The organism is Psychrobacter sp. CR212 (assembly GCF_059693765.1).
Genome location: NZ_JCATIF010000001.1, coordinates 62,117 through 85,920, shown reverse-complemented (window position 1 = coordinate 85,920; position 23,804 = coordinate 62,117). Strand labels below are relative to the sequence as shown.

Here is a 23,804-nt window from a genome sequence, read left to right as displayed (position 1 = left end):
ATACTAGGCTAAAAAATTACTAATGACACTACTATCGTTGGTAATAGCTGTTATTGGTAATAGTAGTGATAAGACGATAAATTCCCTGAAAACTTCTTAAGACATGAGATAACGTCATAATGCGTCGATCATTATAGATATAAAACTGCAAAAAAAGCCAAAAACGTCACAAAGTCTGCTAGATTTAGCCAATAGTGTTCTAAATCTCTCATATAACGGACAGTTTGTTAAAAAGATTTAACGACTTACAACTATTTTGCTCGTCGCATCGCCTTTATAATGTCACTGTCATTGAGACGATATAATGGGCTAATGGCGTTATTTCAGCGTATTTTGTTGTCTATATTAATAAGAGTGTGAGAAACTGTTTTTATCTGCTTGCTATATCGTCATGAATAGTAGCGTGGATATTTGAGATTATTTAGTAAATTGTACTTAGGAGATGAGGATAATATGGCAATACGAAGGATTAAGGCATTTTTTGAATTTGAGGCAGCGGGCGGTATCGTCTTAGCATTGGCTGCCGTTGCTGCAATGATCATTGCCAACTCCCCTCTTAATGTTTGGTACGAAGGTTTTATTCACGCACCAGTTGCCATTCAAATTGGCGAGTTTGCGATTGCCAAAGATGCTCACCACTGGATCAATGACGGTCTAATGGCTGTTTTCTTTTTCTTGGTCGGGCTTGAGCTCAAGCGTGAAGTATTGATTGGTGAGCTGTCCAACGTCAAGCAGATTATCCTACCAGCTGGTGCAGCACTGGGCGGTATGATCATGCCTGCGATTGTTTATCTACTCTTTAACTACAATGAGCCTGAGTTTTGGAAAGGTTGGGCCATTCCTGCGGCAACGGATATTGCCTTTGCGCTTGGTATTTTGAGCCTTCTTGGCAACCGTGTACCCAACTCTCTAAAAGTCTTTTTGGTCTCTATTGCTATTTTTGATGATATCGGTGCGATTTTGATTATCGCTCTGTTTTATACCAGTGAGTTGTCACTAGAGTCGTTAGCTTTGGCTGGCCTATGTCTGCCATTCTTGTACCTTCTTAATCGTCGTAACGTCACTAGCATCACGCCTTATCTACTCATTGGTATTATCATGTGGATTGCAGTGCTCAAATCGGGTATCCATGCAACATTGGCCGGTGTGGTCTTAGCACTATTTATTCCTATGTTTGACCGCACTGATCCTGAGCACTCTCCGCTTGAAGAGCTAGAGCATGACCTACATAACACCGTCGCCTTTGGTATTTTGCCAATATTCGCTTTTGCCAACTCAGGTATCTCACTCGAAGGCGCAGGTCTTGCTGAATTATTCCATTCAGTACCACTAGGTATTGCCGCAGGTCTGTTTATCGGTAAGCAGTTGGGCGTCATGATTATGTGCTGGTTAATCTTTAAGCTTGGTATCTCAACCATGCCAAAAGGTATGAACTATAAGCAAATCTACGGCGCAGCGCTATTGTGCGGTGTTGGTTTTACCATGAGTTTATTCATCGGTGGCTTGGCGTTCGCTGGCGACACCACTATGTTTGATGAGCGCTTGGGTATCATCATGGGTTCTATCGTTTCTGGTATCGCAGGTTACATCATGCTCAAAGTGAGCTTGAAAGATAATGTCAGCGGCACATCAGTCGATTTGACTCGCTCTCATTAATAACAAAACGAGCGACTTATGAGCCTATTAGCTTATAAGTCGCTTTTTATTATCTGCAAAAACTTTTAATGAAAAATGTGTATTCAGCCAAGGTTGATTATTGTTAATGAACCCGCTGTAGCATTAGCAATAATTGTCATGTCGGCAGACGAGAATATCCAATACATCATGCCTCCCCTATCGTTAGTGCGAAAGACGCGCGTGCAAGACTGCTGTTCTTATCTGATGAAATATATGACCTAAAATCTCGTATCAGTACGATACAAAGGCAACGAGAGTCATTGAGTCCATCAATTAACGCTTATAAGTGATGGTTATGGATCGCTCTTACGATACGAATGTTGTTTTATAGCTGACTTATAAAGGTGTTTGATCATATGGATAAGAAAATCAGCAATACTGCAAATATTCCCACCAATAAGACGCAGCATCCATCAACAGCGTTGTATTTGCGTCATGGGCGTACGACTGCTATCGATGACCATAGTGATTTGCAAGTGTTAAAGCGGATTAAGCGATATCTACTGCCAAAAGATTTTGCTATCTCGCCTACGCTACTAGAGGAGATAGTCGCCGGCTACGATATTGGCGATCCACTCGCAGATGCTTTGGCCGCTAACAATATCCGCTTTGCAAAGCCCCTACAACAGATTATCAGAGGCAGCGATGGTCTAGACCTAAATAGCGATCTCGCAACTAACGCCTCATTTAATGCACTAACCGAGCAATTTAGCAGTCATCCTGATTGGTTCGATCCCAAACTCGCTCAAATCGGTGCGGTCGCCTATCGACGCTATCCACTGATGCTCATTTGGCTACTGCGTAATGTCGCGCTGATGGCAGGTTATAGCATCCCAGCCCTATCACTACCACTCATTCAGACTGGCGCGTTGATGCACGATGCGCTACCACGGCTCATGCGTACCTATGCCTATATCTTGGCGGTGTCTGAGCATCCACAATCAGATATGAGCATGCGCAATCACTCTCAACCTATCGATCAAGTATTGGCGATTGGCTCTGAGGGCTGGCGACAATCCATCAAAGTACGTCAGATTCATACATTGGTACGGCAAAACTTGCTCAAAGGTAAGGGCAATGCGGCAGCTGGCCTGATACCAAACGCCGAGCAACATCACAATCCTGATGGTAGCTGGAATACCGATTATTGGGGCGTGCCGATTAACCAAACCGATATGATTGCCACCCATTTACAGTTCTCGTTGTTAATTATGCGTGGCCTACGCCTGCTCGGCGCCCGTATTAGCCCTGAGGAAGCGGAAGGTATTTTGCACTTATGGAATCTTGCCAGCTACTGGATGGGCGTTGATTTAGAGCGTCTGCCAAAAGATGAAGCGGCTAGCTGGGAGTGGCTGTATACCTACTTATCAATACAGCAGCTAGACTTTAAGACGGGGCAGCCACTGGCAAAAGCCTTGCATGATCTACCGCGTCAGTTGATGGGCGAAGACAATCGACGTGGACGCTTTGTGGAGATGGTCAATGCCAGTGTGACACGCACCTTAGTCGGTGATGACATTGGTGACGGCTTAGCTTTACCAAAATCAAAAATACGCTTTGGCGTATTGTCTTCAGTGCCGATTCTTTTTGCACTTGATACTGCGCGGCAGCACAATGCAACGGTTGCCCAAAAATTAGAAGCATTTCGTGCCAAGCGCCAAGACAATATGAATTGGTGGCTTAAAAAGAACGATGATTATTATAAGTAGATGATATCTATCAGCGTTTGTTTTCTACGCGGTAATACCATTCTAGCTGACGATCAAACCCAGTTTCTAGCAAATTGGCAATGACGCGCCCTGTCAGTCCCCACACCGTCTCACCATCCACTTGCCAACTCGGCGTCAGTATGGTCGCGGTTTGTTCTTGCATTTTATATTCTACCGCATACTCCACCGTTGGCTGGTTGACTAACGACTCTAAATCCGCCCAAAAGATACGCGATATCTCTCCCACTTCAGGAACTAATACCAGACCTGGGGCGATGAGCGCGACAATTGGACGTACACTCATACCGCTTTTGGACGTTTGGATCGGTAGTTGTCCCAGTAATTGCACTTTATTAGGTGGCAGCGCCGTCTCTTCACAAGCTTCACGTAATGCGGTCACGACGTTGTTGCCATCACCTATCTCGTGTTTGCCGCCTGCACAGGAGACCTCTCCCGCATGGCTGTTCATATGAGCGGCTCGGCGCGTCAATAATATTTTTGGTTTACGTTCATGAGTGATCGCGACCAATATCGATGCATCAGCAATGGGTGTCTGATATAAGCTGTCCAAAATACGCGTGCTTTGTGAGGTGTTGCCACTCTCGTACATCGCTGGACTCGTGAGCGCATTCAATGTCTCGTGTTGTACTCGCTCGGCCAGTTTTCTAAGTGTGGGATGACGAATAAAGCTTGGGACAGCGACGCTAAACTTATTAAAAAAATCAATATTTCCGGGTACAGTCATTATCAAATCCTATGAGTGGTCATTTTCATATTATTCATGAAAATACCGGTGCCAGCATAACAGTATAACCTGTCGCTAGTATGGCAGCCTTTTTTATTAATCAGATTATCGCTTTTGTAGATGTATCTCATATTTACGCTATTTCCGACAAAGTGCGACTTATTGATGCATCAGCTGACTGCTATACATACAGTAGAACCTCAATAAAATTGATACAGCATAGGAAACGCGCTCGATTAAACGCTACTTTTCTTGCTTGCTGTGACTGCGTCTCCAGAGCCTGCGAAAAATAGCGTTTAATCTTCTATACCATTTTTATAATGGTTTCACTATATATGTGGTCACTATGATAAATATAAAACGGCTTACCGCTTGTGTATAAGCTTTGTTATATAGACTGAGCCTCTATCCAAGTGAGCCTTTCAACTAAATGTCTATTTTTTTGCCGCGTCTTTACACCTTTCTAAATCACTCAATATCTCATACCGTCTGTCTTAGACGGTGATCGCTTTATTAATTAAGATTTTCTCAATATCCTTTTTGCTTGGTACTTATCAATGATAATAAGCATCATAACTGCATCTTTAAATTACCAAACATTAACCGAGTAATATTTCAAAAAATGCATTTGGGCATTATGATGACTGCTAGCAAGACTATGAGGCGGACATCCTAAAATAGCATTATAAAAATACTGATGCCAGCGTCATAGAATTGCTGTAATAACAATAAACAATACCTCAAAAGAACAAAGGATACAGATTATGACAGACCAAATCGACAACATGATGCCACCTGCTGAATATATCAATGATAACTATAAAGGCTCAGGAAAACTGGCTGATAAGCGCGTTTTAATCACTGGCGGAGACAGTGGTATTGGCCGCGCAGTGGCTTTTCATATGGCACGTGAAGGTGCCAAAGTTGCCATCCTTTATCACTCTGATGAAGAGAGCGCAAATGAGACACGTGAAGGCATTGAGGCAGAAGGCACAGAAGCATTAGTCTTGCAAGGTGATACGGCTGATAGCAGTAGTTGCACAGCGGCGGTAGAAGCTGTCGTGGCACAATGGGGCGGCATTGATGTGCTAGTCAACAATGCTGGTATGCAAAAGCCGTATCATGATTTGTCTGAAGTCAGTGATAAAGACTGGCAACAGCATTTCGATGTCAATATGGCAGGAATGTTTTATGCAACCCGCGCCGCCCTTGAGCATATGAAAGAAGGCGATAGCATCATCAATACCACCTCCGTTAATGCGTATGTCGGCAACGATGTATTGGTGCCGTACACCGCAACCAAAGGCGCTATCGTTGGCTACACCCGCGCGTTATCGCAACAACTACTTAGTCGCGGTATTCGTGTCAATCAGGTAGCACCAGGTCCTGTGGTGAGCGAGATTCAACTGGTATTTAAAGACTTTGATAAAGATATTTTAGAATCAATGTCCTCACCAATGGGACGTATGGGTCAGCCACGTGAGATGGGTGCTGCCTATGTATTTCTTGCTTGCCAAGACAGTAGCTTTGTGACTGGGCAGACCTTGCACATAAACGGAGGCATGATTACCAATGGCTGATATCATGGATTCTCCTGACTCCTCTGACTTGCTATCTGTCTGTTGGGCAGATAGCAGTAGTCATCGCCGTTGGTTGCTCGCTGAAGGACAACGTTTGCTCGATCATTATGCCAAAGCGCGCGTGCCATCAGGGTTTGCTACTCTCGGTCACGATGGGAGCATGGTAGATGACACTGCAAAGAGCATCATCACTGCGAGGATGGTGCATTGCTATGCGCTAGCGGCACTAATGGGTATACCAGGTGCAGCAACACTTGTTGACCATGGCCTAGATGCGTTGCTCGATGGCCCATTGCGCGACTCGGTACATGGCGGTTGGTTCAGTGATGCTTCCTCAACTCATGAAAACCCATCACGCAAAAACGCCTATCTGCATGCGTTTGTCGCGCTTGCTGGCGCGTCTGCTAGCATTGCTGGTCGCCCGCGCGGTACAGAGTTGATGGAGGCTGCAATAACAATCATTGATCAGCATTTTTGGTTAGAAGATGAGCAATCAATGCTGCCTTCTTTTGCCGCTGATTGGTCTGATCCCGAAGATTATCGCGGCGCCAATTGCAACATGCATACGACCGAAGCCTGCTTAGCACTGGTAGATGCCACGGGTGAAACGCGCTGGCTAGACCGCGCACTACACTTAGCCAAGCGCTTCGGTCATGATATGCCTAGTACTTACGATGGTCGCCTACCTGAACATTTTGATAGTGAGTGGAATCTGTTGCACAACTACGATGCGAATGAACCTTCTGATGACCTGCGTCCCTGGGGACTCACACCTGGTCACTTTGCAGAATGGGCAGGACTGCTGCTCAAGGTTGAGTCTGCTTGTACGGCACGTGATTATGAGGTGCCTGATTGGCTGCTACCTGATGCCATCGCATTATTTGATAGCGCTATCGATCGTGGCTGGGCACCTGACGGTCAGCCCGGCATGGTTTATACCATTGGCTGGGATGATGAGATTTCAATACCAAACCGTCCTTACTGGGTACAGGCTGAAATGGCAAATACCGCACTGATGCTATCGCGCCGTACGGATGATCCGCGCTTTGAGTATTACTACCGCTTAGCTTGGGATTATATTGCCAGTACTTTGATTGATCTTGAGCACGGCGGCTGGCGTCATGAGGTAGATGTAGATGGCAACTTAAGTACGGTCGTATATCCGACGCGCGAAGATCTTTATCATGACTTTCAAGCCACTGTAACGCCATTGATTCCTATCTCTGCGTCGGTAGCTGGTGGACTACGCACACAAATGCTCAAAATAAAAACCTAATTGCTATGATCTAATTTTTATGACCTAATTGCTATGTAGGATATACTCGATAATATAAGAACGCTTTGATGGCAATTAAAATGCGCTGTCAGAGCGTTTTCGTTGTAATCATAAAAATTAAATAAAATAACTTTTTCGTTAAAAGTAAAACGATATCCTCAAAAGTATTTGTCACTATCGCTGCTGTATACAAAAGCAAACATCAGAACGGCAAAAAAACTTTTAAGATAAGTGGACATACAATATTTACTAATAAAGGTAGTTGGTATGAGCTATTGTCTCCAATGCGGTTATAAAGCAGAACGAAAAATCCCACCTACAGATAATATGCCGCGCTTGGTGTGCCCCAATTGTCACTATATCCACTACGAAAACCCAAAGGTTATCTGTGGTTCGCTAGTCGTACACGAAGACAGAGTCCTACTGTGCCGCCGAGCGATCGAGCCGCAATATGGGCTATGGACGATACCTGCAGGTTTTATGGAAAACGGCGAAACCATGGCTGAAGGCGCCGCACGCGAGAGCTACGAAGAAGCTGATGCCATCGTACTGAATCCGCATCTATACTGCATTTATGACCTACCAGATATTGGGCAGATCTACTCTATTTATCTCGCCGAGCTAAAAGATGGTGCGTACGGTATTGGCTCAGAAAGCCTTGATTGTGCGCTATTTAGTGAAGAAGATATTCCATGGGATACGCTCGCCTTTGAGGCCATTCGCCTTACCTTAAAAAACTATTTTTCTGATCGTAAGCAGTATAACGAGTTGTCAGAATTCCCGATCCATCAAGACAAAATCGGCAAAGATTTGAGTATCAAACGGTACTAAGCAAATACTACATACAAAAAAGCCAAGCATCATGCTTGGCTTTTTATATTTAACTTTTAATAAAGAACAAACCTAATTGTCTTAGCTCTTAATTCTACATACTTCAAAACCAAGACCTTTCACCGTCTCTTCTTTATCATAAGGTGCTAACACGGCACGTACATGGTTTTGACCTTGCAGATATTGCTTGGCAACACGCTGCAAGTCATCGATAGTCACGGCTAGGATAGCGGCGCGCATTTTACGTTGCCAGTCAGCACCGCGATGATGCAAGTTGGCAAAGCACGCCTTAATCGCTTCTCCTGCAGGCGAGCCCGGTTTATCCATACCGGATATAATACCCAAAATGGCCTCTTCTAATTGCTCATCGGTTTGTGGCTCGTTTAAGATCCACTCGATACTGGCCTCAAAATGCTCAAAGGTTTCAGCGCACTGCGGATCGCGGTAACTAAAGAATTTAAACGCACATGCATTGGCGTCATAGCCCGCACCGCCGCCATAGGCACCGCCACGCTCACGAATCGCACTGTGCAAGTAGCCATTACGTAGGTAAGGCGCTAATACCATTAATGCAGCAGTATCAGGATGGTCAGCCGCTGGTACCGTATAAGCGCTGGCATTATGGTAAACGTTGGTTGGCACTAACCACGCTAAATCTGCAACATCGAGCACATCGTTTTTAACATCGTCGCCCCTCTCTAATACCTTGACTGCATTAGTCTCACCATTTAGAGCAGTGTCTAGATGCAGATTTGCAAACTCACTTGGAATGTTAGCTTCAGTGTTGATTACATTCTCAGCAGCTTGTAGTGCTTGGCTATCTTTCCAACTATCGACGATTAAGCCACTCAAGCGTTCCGTTTGCTCGGCTTCACAAATGATGACGGCATGCTTAGGTAAGCTGATCAAACGTTGATGCAAGTCCATCAAACTGGTCGCTAATTGATCCCACTGTGCATCATCAGTACTGGCATGACCCAAGAACGCTTTTAGTGCGTTTAGTGCTGGTAAACCACTACGCACATATTCTAGCTGCGCTTGACGACTCATACCGCGACTGGCGGTTTGCATTGCATATGAGTGACCAGAACCTGCCAAATTAGATTGCCAGCTGGCTTGACGCTGCTGCAAGATTTCTTTGATGCGATCATGCTCAGTAAAGATGCTGTGTTCCATCACTTCTTTGAGCAAATCAATCGCTTCAGGTTTGCGGTTGAGCGCGCGCGTTGCCACGACAAAATAGCTGCTAATCGATTGACTATCATCCACGTGGGTACGCTGGCTGATACGCGCGGTCACACCTGAAGAATGCGCGGCTTGCTTGGCCTGCATCTCATGAGCACTCATCGAGTCTGTGCCCAGCTCAGACAGCAAGCTCAGATAGATAGGCAATAATGGATGATTGATCACCTCGTTCACAGGCAAACTGCTGGTGTCCTGATTACCAATGGCTTCAGTCAACGGCACAATGACTTGATAGTAATAGATACCATTGGTGCCCGCTTCATATTCAAATAGCGTACTATCTTGCCCGCTCAGACGCACCTGCTTTTGGGTGCCTTCTTTAAAGCTAATATCGGTTGGTACGTCTTCTAGACCTACCTTTGGCAATAAGCTCAAATCATCAGGCGCGGCTTGGCGTGCGGCCAGATCGAGTGCTTGCTTGTGCAAGATATCTTTATCATCAGCGCTCAAGTCCATCGCGATGGTATCTAAACGCACTTGCTCTGCTGCAGCAAGGCGCGCTGATTTTTCGCTATCTGGAGTCATGGTCACGCGCACACGGTGCTGATTGTCCAGCAGATGCGTTTTGATTAAGTTCGGTAGCCACTGCGGATCGACCACTTGCTCGCGCAACCACTGTAAATGCTCATCCACTTCCCACACATCGATAGGGTTACCATCATGAATGGCAGTACTAAAGCCCTCTAACATCAGGTTTAGACCATAAGGAATGCTATCACCGCCGATGTGACGCTGATCAATTTCAATCTGATGCAAGATGGTTTCGATCGTTTCATCATCAACTGGCGCGCTTGCCACCTCAGTCAGCAGATCAATGATGCCCTGCTCTACCGCCTCGGCATGCTCTGGGTTAGAGCCGCGCAGACCTGTATAAAAGACCATTTCATAATGGCTGTCATCGAGCCCCAATAGTGGACTTGGCGCTTTACCCAGCGGGTGACTGTCAAGATAAGCACGCAATGGCGAGCCTGAGTGCTCAACCAGCACACCTTCGAGCAAACGCAGCGCCAAACGCTGCTTAGGATCAGTGATCGACGGCAACAACCAAGCGACCACGTGATGGGTCTGATCTGGACCGGCTTCATCAGCAGTGTACGTGTCAACTGCACTAATAGGTGCAGACAAACGCTGCTCTGGACGCGATACGTGTTTTTTACCTGCTTCGAATTGAATCAAAGCATCTTCGTGTATTTTCGCTTGCGTCTCAGCAACAGGAATATTACCAAAACTCATGATGACACTATTCGATGGGTGATAGTGACTCTCATGAAAAGCTGTCAGCTCAGTATGCGTCAGGTCAGGAATCTGAGCAGGATCGCCACCTGAATTGTAGTGATAAGTCGTCGTTGGGAATAGATGATGCGCAACTGTATGATAAAGCTGATCAATCTCACCACTCATCGCGCCCTTCATCTCGTTAAAGACGATACCTTTAAACTGTGGCTTGTCGTTTTCGTCCAGCTCTACGCGGATGCCTTCTTGCGCAAAATCAAGCGGGTGGATATTGGGGAAAAACGACGCATCAAGGTACACAGCAAGCAAATTAAAATAGTCGTTTTTGTTTTGCGTGGCATACGGATACGCCGTCCAATCGGCTGCGGTCATCGCATTCATAAACGTGTTTAATGAGCGCTTGATCATTGAAAAGAACGGGTCACGTACTGGGAATTTCTTAGAGCCACACAATGCGACGTGCTCCAAAATATGCGCCTCGCCTTTTGAGTCCATCGGCTGAGTACGAAAACCCACCAAAAACGCATTTTCATCGCTTGGGTGCGCTAAATGATAGTGCATCGCGCCTGTCTTCACATGCTGACTGATCAGCACATCCATCGATAGCGCCTCAATATGGCGATGCTCAATCAGCTCAAATGCTGGATGCAACGTGAGATCAGCAGTAAATGGGGTATCAGTCATAGTTATCCTTATCGCTTACAATGCGTATCGTGTGCCCTGACTATCAGGGTAAATAGAGTGGTAAAAATTATTGAACTATCAGTCGTAAAAATGGCTATTAAAACATTTTGACTTACAATTTCTGAAAAAACTGAATGCTAAAACCCAATACTGGCTTTTGAACTCAATTATGCAGGTATTTATAGTGACTATATTGGCTATATTGGCTAAAAAAGAATTGGCTTAGCGCTATTAGTGGGGTTTGGTCGTTGATAAGTCAAGTCAGCACATGGGCAATAATATATCGTGAAGTGCTCGCCACTCTTTCAAACAGCCCAACATAATTCCAACAAAAGCCACATTCAAATGATGGTCATATCGCTTAACAGAGACCGTTTGCACTGCTACCATGAAGTTCACTACCAATAGGAGCACCTCATGAGCTACCAACACGTTTTACTGGTTACTGACTTATTATCCGATGCAGACAAGGTTGCTCTAAAAACCAAACGTATACTCGCAGGCTCTCCTAAGGCCAGACTGTCTGTCCTGCATATTGTCGAAGACGATATGGTGCGCTTTGGGTATGAATTAGTACCTTCCTCTAGCCTATCAGGCGATGTCCATAATGAAAAATGGCAAAAAGCGCGTGCTAAGCTGGCACGCTTCCTTGAGCGCAACGAGCTAGAAGCAGTCAACTCAGAGGTGACAGCCGCTATCTCTAACAGTAAAGGTATTGTTGATTACTGTCATGAAAAAGAGGTCGACTTACTCATTATTGGGCGTCATGAACGTCACGGTATCGCGGCTTTGTTAGTCGGTGCAACAGCCGATAGTATCTTGCCAAACGTCCCTTGCGATAGCCTAGTCGTCAAGCTCGATGAGCCAGTCACTGAATAATCGGTACTGCTCAGTCATATGCTCGGCGTATTGATCGCTAGCATATGACTGTCAGTGTCATCCTTTTCAAAGGGTTCTTTCTCTCACAAGATATGTCTCAGAGATAGACAAGCATTACTTAACAGCGCTCTCTAGTAGTGCTATAGTAAATACTATCTGACATGAGGAAGACGTTATGAGTTACGAACATATTTTACTGGTCACCGACTTACTCTCTGATGCGGATATCGTCGCGCAAAAGGCCAAGCGCATCGTTGAAAACCGTCCCGGTTCTAAGTTGTCTGTGCTGCATATTGTCAAAGATACCATGGTGGGCTTCGGCTATGAGCTGGTACCTGCGTCAAGTCTTTATGATGAGATTGATGACGAACGCTGCCAAGAAGCACGGGCAAAACTGGCACAATTCCTTGAACGCAACCAGCTCAATGCGGCAACGTCAGAAGTCACTACCGCTATCTCTAGCAGTGAAGGTATTGTCAGCTACTGTCATAAACACGACGTCGATCTGTTGGTAATTGGTCGCCATAAGCGCACGGGCATTGCCGCATGGATCAGTGGCGCGACAGCAGATAATATCTTGCCTAACGTGCCTTGCGACAGCTTTGTAGTAAGGCTTGATAAACCAGTTTCGACGTAGCAATTTGCTTTGGCTATATGGAATTATCAGTTAACAAAAAGCGCCCTATCATGATTGATACGGCGCTTTTTTATTCCTTATATTTTGACATTACCTCAGTTAATCTTGTTGGATAATATCTATAAACGTCTGCCAAATGGGGCTTTGATGACGGGCTTTGTGCCAGACCAGCCACCATGTCCGCGATAGATCGATTCCTGCAACGCTTACTTGCACCAGCTCACCTGTTGCCAATTCTGTCTCAATCACATGCTGCGATAGGCAGCCAAGACCAATATCTGCACTCACCATATGTTTGATGGCTTCTGATTGGTGTATGGCCTTTACCACTTCTGCATTGGGTAGATACTTTAGCAACTGCTCATCGATAATCTGCCGTGTGCCCGACCCTGCCTCACGTACGAGTAGCGGCAACTGTGCTAGCTGATTAATGGTCAGCTGATAGCAGCCCTTATCTTGGCTATAGGTAGCGACGTTCTTTAACCATTTACTATCACGTTTGGCAAATATCATCAGCGTATCCGTTCGCCATTCGCGCTGCTCAATGGCTTTCATGTCTATCGGACGCGGCATCCCTTCTACTAAAGCAATATCGATATTGAGCTGCTCAACCTCACTCACCACCTCCTGAGTATTGGCAATATACATATCGACATTGGCATCTGGTAGCGCCTCATATAACTTACCAAGCAATGATGGCAGCACGTAATTGCCAATCGTGGTACTCGCCCCGATATGTATCTGCCCCGCCTGATATTGGTGATAATGTTCAAGCGTGAGCGATTGCCCCAAGATAGCCTGTGCCTGTATATAAATAGGATGGGCATTGGGATGCTGATTAAGCCTGCGACCGACGCGCTCAAACAATGGCATCTGTAATCTAGACTCAAGCTCTGTCAGCGCACTGCTGACCGCCGACTGTGATAAATGCATCTCTTCACTGGCACGGCTGGTGCTACCTGTCTGGTAAATACTGACAAAAACAGCGAGCTGCTTAAGTGTAATCTTTGGCAATGTCTGTACAGATTTTTTCATGTTATTGATGATGCCTTATGTCATTTTTTAGCCTGTCTTATTCGTTATACATGTCTTTTTTTGCTACTCATGCGCGGTATATCTATTTCTACCGTAAGCACTAACCTAAAATATCGATAGTTTATATCTTATTAATCTGTTTTTATTATAAATATAGTCAGCTTATACTGTCTACTCATAAGCTTATGCTTATTTTAATATCAGTAATAGGATATGCCTCTTATGCATACACTAGCCAAATCAGTCAGTCGCTCAGTGAGTAACTACATTCCAAGCCAACGCCACTTGGCTGGTTTGGCTGTGGTACTGATCGGTGGTTTGTTTTGCTTATGGTTAAACACGAGTTTGAATATGTGGTCAAACGGGCGTATCGTTGGCTTATCCTCTTTAACGCTCGCGATTTTGCTGGGTATGGTCTTGGGCAACACCGTCTATCCAAATTTTGCTGAACGCTTAGGTAGTGGAGTCGCTTTTGCAAAAGGTCAAATTTTACGACTTGCGATCATGTTTTATGGGTTCAAACTGACCATGACGCAAGTGGCGAGCGTTGGTATGCCAGCGATTATGACCGATGCCCTCGTCCTGACGTCAACCTTTATGCTGACCTATTGGATCGGCACCAGATGGCTAAAAGTCGATAAAGAAACCGTTATACTCATCGGCTCAGGCGCGAGTATCTGCGGGGCGGCGGCTGTCATTGCCGCAGAGCCAGTGGTCAACGCGCAAGCACATAAAGTGACTATCGCTGTGGCGACGGTCGTGGTCTTTGGCACCATATCCATGCTGCTTTATCCTTTTCTCTATCAGCTTGGTTGGTTGCAGCCTTGGCTCAGTGCCCAGCAGTACGGCATGTACACGGGCTCAACCGTACATGAAGTGGCGCAAGTCGTGGTCGCAGGCAATGCCATCAATACTGAGATTGGCGACACTGCTGTCGTGACCAAAATGATACGGGTGATGATGCTCGCACCTTTCTTACTTATGCTCTCATTTGCGCTAACCAAAGATCGCACCGTAGATAATGCCGCTATAGACGATGAGGGCAGTAAAAACGAGGCAGCGTCATTTATGACCCGCGTCAAGCAAGTCAAAGTGCCATGGTTTGCGTTTATTTTTATCGCTATTGTCTTATTGCATACTTGGATACCAATGTCTAAAAGTATCGAGCAAAGCATGATTATGCTAGATGACATATTGCTGACGATGGCGATGTTTGCGCTAGGTTTGACTACTCATCTAAGTGCGATTAAGCAAGCGGGCGCTAAACCTTTGATTTTAGGAGCGGTGATGTTTGGCTGGTTAATACTGGGCGGTGGTCTGATCAATATCGGTATTAGCTTTATATAATAAGTAAATTGCTCACGCTTATTTACTTACCTCAGTACCCAGTACAAAAATGCCTCTAACCATCCATATAGTCGGAGGCATTTTTATATCTGTCGTTTCATTTAATACCTAATCACAGACGAAAAAAAACGAACCAAAAGGTTCGCTTTTTTACATCTTTTCATCTATCTGTCTATAAAGACAAATTAGATAGCAACGATGTTATGTGCTTGTGGGCCTTTTTGGCCTTGAGTTACAGTGAACTCAACTTCTTGGCCTTCAGCCAAAGTTTTGAAGCCTGAGCCTGAGATTTCGCTGTAATGAGCGAAAACATCTGCGCCGTTTTCTGGAGCGATGAAACCAAAACCTTTAGCTTCGTTGAACCACTTAACTGTACCTTTTTGAACGTCTGACATAGTCATAACCCTGATATTTAATTTATTTGTGGTCTAATAGACCGATAACGCTTGCAAATAGCTACTGAACGATAAATATTAAAACGAAGGATTATAACTAATACTACGAGGTAATGATTTGGTGCAGAACTGCTCTTAAGCTTGGATGTATTATAGGGGGAACATCCTAGTATCGCAAGCCTTATCTCAGGTTTTATGTAACTGGACTTAACTACTGCCCTATATTGGCGACTTTATTTGGCATTTGGCAGACGAAACAAATAGACGGCAACCCCGCTACAGACCAGTGCTACCAGCCATGCCACCCATGTCATATCAGCGGGCAGACGATAAAACAACATGGCAGTCGATATCGCCATCATGATGGTCGCAAGCCACTTAGCATAGAGCGGTACTGCATGACTTTCTTCCCAATCACGGACGTATTTGCCAAAGTATTTGTGATTGATTAACCAAAAATGAAAGCGCCGCGAGCTACGCGCCCAGCACCCTGCCGCTAGTAGTATAAAAGGCGCAGTCGGCATGACGGGCAGTAATATCCCAATAATACCTAAAATAAAAAATACCCAGCCAAGCGTTACAAAGGTCCAGCGTATCATTGGACTTCTGGATTGGTTGGTCTTAGGCCTATGATAAAACGTTTTTTTATTATGGGTCATATAAGTGATGTCGATGGACGGTGCGGTGAATGATTTTGGTAGTCATCAAAAGTATTTACATGGCTACTTGTATGAATAACCAAGCATGCAATATCACCAAAAATTGTACAAGCCCATTTATACAAGCTTTTTGCTATCGATCAGTATCGTTGGTTAGTGATTGGGTAAGTACCAATGGCAAATACTGCGCTCTTCTATTAACACGTCGATTGAAAGCGCTTATAAGATTGAAAGCGCTTATAAAAAGCCGTCACAAATGAGAACTGTTATAAAGGGCGGTTAACGAGCGTCAGTCATCACCTTTCATTGTCATTCCTGATACGCTTGCATCACCGCTTACAAGTCGTCTATAGTAGAACCTCAATAAAATTGATGCAGCATAGGAAACGCGCTCGATTAAATGCTACTTTTCTTGCTTGCTGTGACTGCGTCTCCAGAGGCTGCGAAAAATAGCGTTTAATCTTGCTATACCATTTTTATAATGGTTTCACTATATGATGATGCAGTAGCTATCGATAATAGCCATTCGCAGTACTGATTCATTAGCAGTACTGATCAAAAATAATGCAGCACCACTCAATCTTGTCGGGGTGCTTTGCTTTTAACCTTGTAACGATTGTTAAAACCATCGCTGAGACACACCCGTGAACCTGAAGCAGTTAGCACTGACGTAGGAAACAAGCATGACAGACCCTAAGCAGTCTATAAATAAGAGAAACCTCTACCTGACGCGCTGATCTGATAGCGCCTTACATGTTGAGATTTTGCCTTTCTTGTTTTGCCTTTTTTGTTTTGTTTAAACAGCATCAGTCTGATTGTTTTCTATCATTAAAAAGGAAACAACCATGCAGCCGACCACCAAACTGACCCTCACCCTCGAATGGTTCTTAAACCCTGATCACCTGCCCTTTATCGCGGGTGTGACCACAGGCGCGTATGAGCAAGCAGGGCTGGATATCACTATCATTGAGCCTGATGACCACTATGATGGCTTTGCTGAATTGCAAAATCAAAGCATCGATCTGCATGTGAATGAGCCAATTCATCTGTTTGAGCATTACGCGCCGAACTTGCGCGCGCTTGGCTGTTTTTTTGAGACCGATGGCGGCATATTGATGCAGCAGTCCAGTATGGATAAGCTCAAGAACAATCAGCCGATTCGCATTTGTACCCCGTCGGCTGAAGAAAAAACCAATCGTATTGGCTTTGAGATATTAGCCCGCTATGCCAAAAAAAATGGCTTTACTATCAGCCGTGACAATGTGAGCTTTGTACAAAAAGACTTTTACCATATAAAAAACCTGCAAGAAGATCCAAGCCTTGATGGCGCTTGGCTTTGCTTTTATAACTTTGAAGGCGTTGAAGCCACTCATGAAGGGTTGGACTTTACGTTTATTGATCAGCATCTGTCCCCTTATCCGAATTTTTCGGCGTTAGAGATTCTCACGACTGATGAGATCTATAACGCGAAGAAAGACGCGATAGATACCTTTATCCAAGTGACCAATCAGATGACAGAACTGTGTAAAAATGATCCAGAGACTGCCCACCATATGTATTACAACTATAGTAAAACTGAGGCGGACGCGCTGATGGATGCCGTAATTGATAATACGTTAGGCAGATTGATTACACCGATCACACCTGATGTAAGTAAATGGCAAGAGCTACGCGAGATGCTGGCCGAAATCGATATTGTGACGTTGACTGATGAGCAGTACCAGTCGCTGTGGGCGCTATAGAAAATTCATAAGTTAAGTTATTTTAGAAATTAAGATATGTTGAATAATAAAAAACCGCCATAGTGTTTGCTATGGCGGTTTTTTTGAGTGAAGCTAAATTAGTGAAAAACAGCTGATATCGGGCTTTGGCGAGTAAATTTGAGCGTGGTTGGCGCGGTGTCGTCAATAGCAAGGTTGCTTAAAGGCGCGCGTTGTCCGACAGTAAGATGGTTCATGGCATTCCTTACGTTAGCGTGTTATTCCTTTAAAGATAATAGACTAATTACTGACATAAAAAAAACCGCTTCGGCTTGAGGCGGTAGCGGTTTTTTGCCCTAGGTAGCTAAGAATTTAATCTTGTTAAAGGTGAGTTATAAATTGATCATATCTAATCTTTACACATAATAGAATATAAATTATTAAAATGGTATTTCGTCAGAGTTACTGTCTAACTTTTTTAACTCAACTGGCACATTAAGGCTGCTTACCACATAGAGATTTAATATATCGTCTCTGTCCATAAATAGAATTTGGCTTCTTTTAGATGCATCTAGTTTATTGCCTAACCAATTTCTAGCTTGTTTAGTAATTTCACCACCAGCTATAATAAAAGCGTGATCAACTAATACTCTCTTACTGGTTTCAGGATCAAAAATCTCATGACCAAGCATCATCAATAATTGGTTATAAATTTCAGCAACGTTTGCATTAGTTTTTTTAGTAACTCCTGCTGAATCAAGCTTTCCTTTTTTTACTTGTATACCAAAATATAATACATGCTGCGTAGGTAGAATATAACGCATCCAAATATCTTTGCCATACTCAAGAGATTTGTCTTTATGACCTGCTGCGGTGATACGCTGATAGCCTAATTGCCGAAATAAGGGTAGTAAAATTTCTTCTATCAGCTCATCCTCAGAACAACTACTCAAGTACTTAGTAAGTTGCAAATATTTTTCTTGTTCTTTAGAGGTAAAAGGTCGATGAGGTGTAGATGTATAAGTAGAGATTTTCTTCGTAGCATTATGACGAACGTAGAGTAGATCATCTTCTCCGTAAAAAGCTTCAAAACCTTCGCGAGAAAGTGGTTTATTCAACTCATCAAGTGCTTTTGAACGATCTGGGTCATCTAAATGTGCATCAGACTTATGCATCAAAATCTGTAAAACACTTAGAAACCGATTTGGTAAGATGTTAGCTGTATCAGATGGCTCATCTAGAAGTTCTTGTAGTCTGTCTGCTACCCAATATTTACGAGTAGAACCATCATGTACAAAATCTAGGTCACATTCTTCAAAAAACTCTGTTATATAGCTACTAGAACGATAAGGAAAATGACCTTCATCACCAATTATTAATTCAGCTAAAGCTTTTAAGTTTCTTGGTTTGAAATTCATAAACTTATTCCATTATTATAAAGTCTCATCGCACTATACAATGCAACAAACGATATCAAATAATTGTTTATTAAGACATATACATAAGATGTACAGTAACTCGTAATCAATAAAAACGCGATAATTAATATTGTGGTCCGCTAAATTAGCTCACCTATATATACAGTTTTACCTTTGCGGGAGGGACAAGCGCCGAGCTAAACCTCTAAAAAAACACTGCCCCATGCATCGCATATTTCTATGGTGTAAAGAACTCCGATGCTGAGGCTAGTCTTTTTAGTCTTCTGCTTTTTTTACAACGCCTTTAACTGCTCAATCTGTGCATTCATCGTATCGAGCTGCCCTTCTAGCTCAGCCAGTTTCGCTTTCTCAGCATCGACCACTTCCGCAGGTGCTTTACTGACAAAGCCTTCATTACCCAGCTTGCGCGAGATACCGTCCGCTTGCTTTTGTAGCTTTTCATGCGCTTTGCCAAGACGTGCTAGCTCAGCCGTAGGGTCAATCAGCCCTTTCATGGGTACAAGGACGCGTAGCTGGCCAACCATGCTCGATGATGACAGTGGAATCTTTTGATCAGAGCCATCACCACTATTTATAATCTCTAAGCTCTCGACTTTGGCAAGCGCTTTGAACTGGTTTTTGATACGGGATAGACGCGCTTCTTCATCGGCAGAGACGTTTTGTAGGAGTACTGGCAGACGTACGGCGTTACCCAGTTTCATCTCACCGCGGATATTGCGGATACTGGCGATCAGCTCTTGTAGCCATGCCATGTCCGCCTCCACCTGCTCACTGATCTGCGTATTATCAGCTTGAGGATAAGCTGCGACGACGATGCTGTCGGTATCTTTACGGCTCAGCAGTGGCGCGATGGTCTGCCAAATCTCCTCGGTCAGATACGGCATGATTGGATGCGTGAAGCGTAGCGCCGTCTCTAATACGTGCAGTAGTACATAGCGGATTTGCGCTTTACGCTCGTCTGTCACTGAGTCATCATGGAGACTGGCTTTGGCAAGCTCAACGTACCAATCGCAGTACTCGTTCCAGATAAATTCATAGATATCTTGGCTGACCATATCGAGACGATACTGGGCGAAATGCTGGTGAATGTCTTTGATACTAGAATTCAGACGACTCATAATCCATCTTTCGGGTAGCTCCCACACCTCAGGCTTCGCGCTTTGGTCGATAGGCAGCGCGCTCCCCTCTTTATCGACACAGTTCATCAGGACAAAACGGCTGGCGTTCCAGATTTTATTACAGAAGTTACGATAGCCCTCGACACGCTTGAGATCAAAGTTGATATCGCGACCCGTACTGGCTAATGAGGTAAAGGTAAAGCGCAGTGCATCGGTACCATAAGCTGGGATACCTTCTGGGAATTCTTTGCGCGTTTGCTTCTCAATCTTGGCCGCGTCTTTTGGATTCATCATATTGCTGGTGCGTTTTTCGACCAGCGCTTCTAGCTCAATACCGTCGATTAGATCGATCGGATCTAAGACGTTACCTTTTGATTTTGACATTTTTTGACCATTGCCATCACGTACCAGACCATGCACATAGACGGTCTTAAACGGTACTTGCGGCGTGCCGTCTTCGTTTTTCACGAAGTGCATGGTCATCATGATCATGCGCGCCACCCAAAAGAAGATAATGTCAAAACCTGTCACCAGCACGCTGGTTGGGTGGAAAGTCTCCATCACGCGTGGATCGGCGTTGACGTCTGCCCAATCAAGCGTACTGAACGTCCATAGACCCGAGCTGAACCACGTATCGAGTACATCGTCGTCTTGGCGCAGTTTGACATCATCGCTTAGGTTGTATTTAGTGCGTACTTCCGCCTCATCACGTGCGACATAAATCTCACCTGTCGCATCGTCATACCATGCAGGGATACGATGACCCCACCACAGCTGACGGCTGATACACCAGTCTTGCAGATCGGTCATCCATGCCATATACATGTTTTTGTACTGGGCAGGGACAAACTCGATGCTGCCGTCTTCTACCGCGTCAATCGCAGGCTTGGCAAGCTCTTTGACCGCAACATACCACTGATCGGTCAGCCATGGCTCAACGATCGTGCCGCCACGCTCAGCGCGCGGGGCTTTAAGTGCGTAGTCCTCAATGTCTTCTAGCCAGCCCTGATCGCCTGCTTGCTCAACCAAGAACTTACGCGCGGCAAAACGCTCAAGTCCTGCGTACTCGCTAGGCGTAGTCTCTAGCTCTGGCTCACGTGTCTGCAAATCAGGATAGACTTCCATCGCTGGCAAAATGTTGGCATGCTCATCAAGGATGTTAATCAATGGCAAGCTATGACGACGACCCAATTCATAATCGTTAAAGTCATGCGCAGGCGTGATTTTGACACAGCCTGTACCGAAGTCGCTCTCGACATAGTCATCAGCGACGATAGGCACGACGCGACCCGTAATCGGTAAAGTAATGGTTTTTCCGACCAAATGCGCGTAACGCTCATCACTAGGATTGACTGCAACAGCGGTATCACCAAGGAGTGTCTCAGGACGCGTAGTAGCAACGACCAGATAGTTTTTGCCATCTTGAGTGGTTAGGTCTTTATCGGTGAAATGGTAGCGGAAATGCCACAATCTGCCTTTTTCATCGTGGTTTTCGACTTCAAGATCTGACAGCGCAGTTTGGAACTTTGGATCCCAGTTCACCAAACGCTTACCACGATAGATAAGACCATCGTCAAACAGGCGTACGAATACTTCTTTTACCGCGTTAGACAGACCATCATCCATGGTAAAGCGCTCACGCGACCAATCAACCGAGCTACCCAAACGACGAATTTGGCTAGTGATACTGCCGCCCGACTCTTCTTTCCATTCCCACACTTTATCGATGAAATCTTCACGTGTCATATCACGGCGGCGGATGCCTTGCGCTTCTAATCGACGCTCAACGACCATTTGGGTTGCAATACCGGCATGATCCGTACCTGGTTGCCACAGCGTGTTGTCGCCATCCATACGGTGATAACGTGTGAGCGCATCCATGATTGCATTGTTAAACCCATGACCCATATGCAGCGAGCCCGTGACATTTGGCGGTGGCAGCGCGATAGAGAACGACTCATCTTTATCAAATGTTGGGGCAAAATAACCGCTTTCTTCCCAGCCTTGATACATGCCTGCCTCAACTTGTGCAGGGTTATAGGCGTTTTCTAATTGATTGAGTGCCGCTTGAATAGAGGCAGTTAGGTTGTGGTTACTCATAATGGCATTATCTTTTATTGATTGAATGTGATCAAAGTTAATTGAATTAAAGAGAATATAAAAATTAGGAAAATAATGAATAGAGTGATTTTAACGCAGATAGGCAGATTTTGTTAGATGGTAAGGCAATTTATAAAGCCTGAAGGTCATTTTTCATGCCGTTATCGAACAATTAATAACCCCAATTGGTTAAACACTCAACAGAACCTACCACAGTCATACGCTAAAATAGCATCGATAGCGTTGTATCAGCTCTATCCATATACCAGCCGACCAACAGTGAGTCACCCTTGTCCCAAAATAACACACCTAACCAAAGCCGTCGTCAGGATGCTCAGGATATCCTACCAGATAGCGCGCGCGTGAGTACCACCAGTCATTCATCTCAGGATGATGGTGCAAGCGATCCTCATAAAAAAGACAATATGGCGCACAGTCGTACGCTACAGCACAGCCACTCTCCAGAAAACAGTCACGCCAATCCTCATGTGGACAGCCATCATCCAGACGACCATATAAAAGCCACCGAAGATTTAGACAATGATGATTTGCCAGAAGAGATCAGCGAAGAAGACAAGGAAACCATCAAAAAAGTTGCCAGTGACGATAATTTAAGCCAAGCAAAAAGCTACGCCAGTATCTTGGTCGAGCAAGTCATCCATGCCAAAGAAACCTTTGAACGCTCGCTTGGCTCGCTGTTTACCAGCGCCTTTACGGCTGGGCTTGAGATTGGTATTAGCTTTTTTGTGATTTTATCGGCGTTTGCCTTACTTAATGATGTGCTGCCGAGTCGCTATGCGATGGTACTATCATCCCTGCTCTATCCGATCGGCTTTATTATCGTGGTGATTGGTCAGTCGTTATTATTCACTGAGCAGACCTCCCTACTCAGTCTACCTGTGCTAAACAAGATTGAACCACTGCATAAGCTGCTGCGTCTATGGGGCATCGTTATCGCTGGTAATATCGTCGGTGGCTGTTTGTTTGCTGCCTTGATGATTGGCTTAGGGCTGCATATGCATCTGTTTACCGACCATGCTATCGATGCTTACGCTGAGCATATCTTAGGGTTTGAGTGGTGGGTCATCTTTGGTAGTGCGGTACTGGCAGGTTGGATGATGGGCGTGGCGGCATGGCTAGTCACATCTGCACGCGATACCCTTAGCCGTATTGTTTTGGTTTCCATTATCACTGGTAGTATCGGGTTTTTGGGTCTGCATCACAGTATCGTTGGCAATATCGAAGTGTTTTCAGCATTGCTGTATGGCAATACGGTCAGTCTATGGCACTATTTGATATTTTTAGTCGTGGTCTTAGTGGGTAATACGGTCGGCGGCGTAGTATTTGTCGCGGTACTCAAAAACCGCACATTCTTGTTTGAAATTGAAAGAGTCAAAGAACAAGCAGCCGAGGCAAGAGCAGAAGTAGATAGGCGCAGATTTTAGCGTTGAGCAATGCTATCCGTATTGAATCAACCCACACACTTTAAGAAACCATGATAAATATGAAAGCCCA

At 44.8% G+C, this 23,804-nt stretch carries 17 protein-coding genes; 10 read left to right on the top strand and 7 right to left on the bottom strand.

The window, feature by feature from the left end:
- The first annotated feature begins 453 nt into the window (after nt 1-453).
- A complete protein-coding gene (gene nhaA, locus AC58CZ_RS00320) occupies nt 454-1,656 on the top strand; it encodes a Na+/H+ antiporter NhaA (protein WP_058025452.1) in 1,203 nt (400 codons plus the stop codon).
- Nucleotides 1,657-2,033: 377 nt separating this feature from the next.
- Nucleotides 2,034-3,386, top strand: a complete 1,353-nt coding sequence (locus tag AC58CZ_RS00315) for an oxygenase MpaB family protein (RefSeq protein WP_494223694.1) — start codon at nt 2,034-2,036, stop codon at nt 3,384-3,386.
- Between the two features lie 10 nt (nt 3,387-3,396).
- Here AC58CZ_RS00315 and AC58CZ_RS00310 read toward each other — a convergent pair whose 3' ends face one another.
- Nucleotides 3,397-4,131: an NUDIX domain-containing protein gene (locus AC58CZ_RS00310; RefSeq protein WP_494223695.1), complete on the bottom strand. Its 735-nt coding sequence runs from the start codon at nt 4,129-4,131 to the stop codon at nt 3,397-3,399.
- 764 nt (nt 4,132-4,895) lie between these two features.
- On the opposite strand from AC58CZ_RS00310, the gene AC58CZ_RS00305 reads away from it, so the two are divergent.
- The 3 genes from AC58CZ_RS00305 (at nt 4,896) to AC58CZ_RS00295 (ending at nt 7,818) form a co-directional block, all read left to right on the top strand.
- On the top strand, nt 4,896-5,711 hold the full coding sequence (locus AC58CZ_RS00305; RefSeq protein ID WP_494223696.1) for an SDR family oxidoreductase: 816 nt from the start codon (nt 4,896-4,898) through the stop codon (nt 5,709-5,711).
- Between the two features lie 4 nt (nt 5,712-5,715).
- Nucleotides 5,716-6,987 carry an AGE family epimerase/isomerase gene (locus tag AC58CZ_RS00300; protein WP_494223697.1) on the top strand — a complete coding sequence of 424 codons (1,272 nt, stop codon included), beginning with the start codon at nt 5,716-5,718 and terminating at the stop codon, nt 6,985-6,987.
- Nucleotides 6,988-7,254: 267 nt separating this feature from the next.
- Entirely contained in the window at nt 7,255-7,818 is a 564-nt protein-coding gene (locus AC58CZ_RS00295; protein ID WP_494223698.1) for a zinc ribbon domain-containing protein, read from the top strand.
- Between the two features lie 81 nt (nt 7,819-7,899).
- Here the strand turns inward: AC58CZ_RS00295 and AC58CZ_RS00290 are convergent, their stop codons facing one another.
- Nucleotides 7,900-10,980 (bottom strand): insulinase family protein, encoded by a 3,081-nt coding sequence (locus tag AC58CZ_RS00290; RefSeq protein ID WP_494223699.1) that lies wholly within the window; start codon nt 10,978-10,980, stop codon nt 7,900-7,902.
- 417 nt (nt 10,981-11,397) lie between these two features.
- Between AC58CZ_RS00290 and AC58CZ_RS00285 the strand changes: the two genes are divergently transcribed.
- A complete protein-coding gene (locus tag AC58CZ_RS00285; protein WP_494223700.1) occupies nt 11,398-11,859 on the top strand; it encodes a universal stress protein in 462 nt (153 codons plus the stop codon).
- 175 nt (nt 11,860-12,034) lie between these two features.
- On the top strand, nt 12,035-12,496 hold the full coding sequence (locus AC58CZ_RS00280) for a universal stress protein (RefSeq protein ID WP_058025444.1): 462 nt from the start codon (nt 12,035-12,037) through the stop codon (nt 12,494-12,496).
- A 99-nt stretch (nt 12,497-12,595) separates the two neighbouring features.
- Here the strand turns inward: AC58CZ_RS00280 and AC58CZ_RS00275 are convergent, their stop codons facing one another.
- Nucleotides 12,596-13,531 carry a LysR substrate-binding domain-containing protein gene (locus AC58CZ_RS00275; protein ID WP_423725721.1) on the bottom strand — a complete coding sequence of 312 codons (936 nt, stop codon included), beginning with the start codon at nt 13,529-13,531 and terminating at the stop codon, nt 12,596-12,598.
- A gap of 222 nt (nt 13,532-13,753) precedes the next feature.
- Here AC58CZ_RS00275 and AC58CZ_RS00270 point away from each other — a divergent pair, with 222 nt between their 5' ends.
- Nucleotides 13,754-14,878 (top strand): YeiH family putative sulfate export transporter, encoded by a 1,125-nt coding sequence (locus AC58CZ_RS00270; RefSeq protein WP_494223701.1) that lies wholly within the window; start codon nt 13,754-13,756, stop codon nt 14,876-14,878.
- A 185-nt stretch (nt 14,879-15,063) separates the two neighbouring features.
- Here the strand turns inward: AC58CZ_RS00270 and cspE are convergent, their stop codons facing one another.
- Both cspE and AC58CZ_RS00260 read right to left on the bottom strand, forming a co-directional pair.
- Nucleotides 15,064-15,273 (bottom strand): transcription antiterminator/RNA stability regulator CspE, encoded by a 210-nt coding sequence (cspE, locus tag AC58CZ_RS00265; RefSeq protein ID WP_025644841.1) that lies wholly within the window; start codon nt 15,271-15,273, stop codon nt 15,064-15,066.
- A 233-nt stretch (nt 15,274-15,506) separates the two neighbouring features.
- Nucleotides 15,507-15,932, bottom strand: a complete 426-nt coding sequence (locus AC58CZ_RS00260) for a DUF454 family protein (RefSeq protein ID WP_494223702.1) — start codon at nt 15,930-15,932, stop codon at nt 15,507-15,509.
- An 845-nt stretch (nt 15,933-16,777) separates the two neighbouring features.
- On the opposite strand from AC58CZ_RS00260, the gene AC58CZ_RS00255 reads away from it, so the two are divergent.
- A complete protein-coding gene (locus tag AC58CZ_RS00255) occupies nt 16,778-17,674 on the top strand; it encodes an ABC transporter substrate-binding protein (protein ID WP_494223703.1) in 897 nt (298 codons plus the stop codon).
- A gap of 398 nt (nt 17,675-18,072) precedes the next feature.
- Here AC58CZ_RS00255 and AC58CZ_RS00250 read toward each other — a convergent pair whose 3' ends face one another.
- Together AC58CZ_RS00250 and AC58CZ_RS00245 are read right to left on the bottom strand one after the other, a co-directional pair.
- A complete protein-coding gene (locus AC58CZ_RS00250; protein ID WP_494223704.1) occupies nt 18,073-19,050 on the bottom strand; it encodes a hypothetical protein in 978 nt (325 codons plus the stop codon).
- A gap of 293 nt (nt 19,051-19,343) precedes the next feature.
- On the bottom strand, nt 19,344-22,289 hold the full coding sequence (locus tag AC58CZ_RS00245; RefSeq protein ID WP_494223705.1) for a valine--tRNA ligase: 2,946 nt from the start codon (nt 22,287-22,289) through the stop codon (nt 19,344-19,346).
- A 290-nt stretch (nt 22,290-22,579) separates the two neighbouring features.
- On the opposite strand from AC58CZ_RS00245, the gene AC58CZ_RS00240 reads away from it, so the two are divergent.
- Nucleotides 22,580-23,734, top strand: a complete 1,155-nt coding sequence (locus tag AC58CZ_RS00240) for a formate/nitrite transporter family protein (RefSeq protein ID WP_494223706.1) — start codon at nt 22,580-22,582, stop codon at nt 23,732-23,734.
- Nucleotides 23,735-23,804 lie beyond the last annotated feature (70 nt).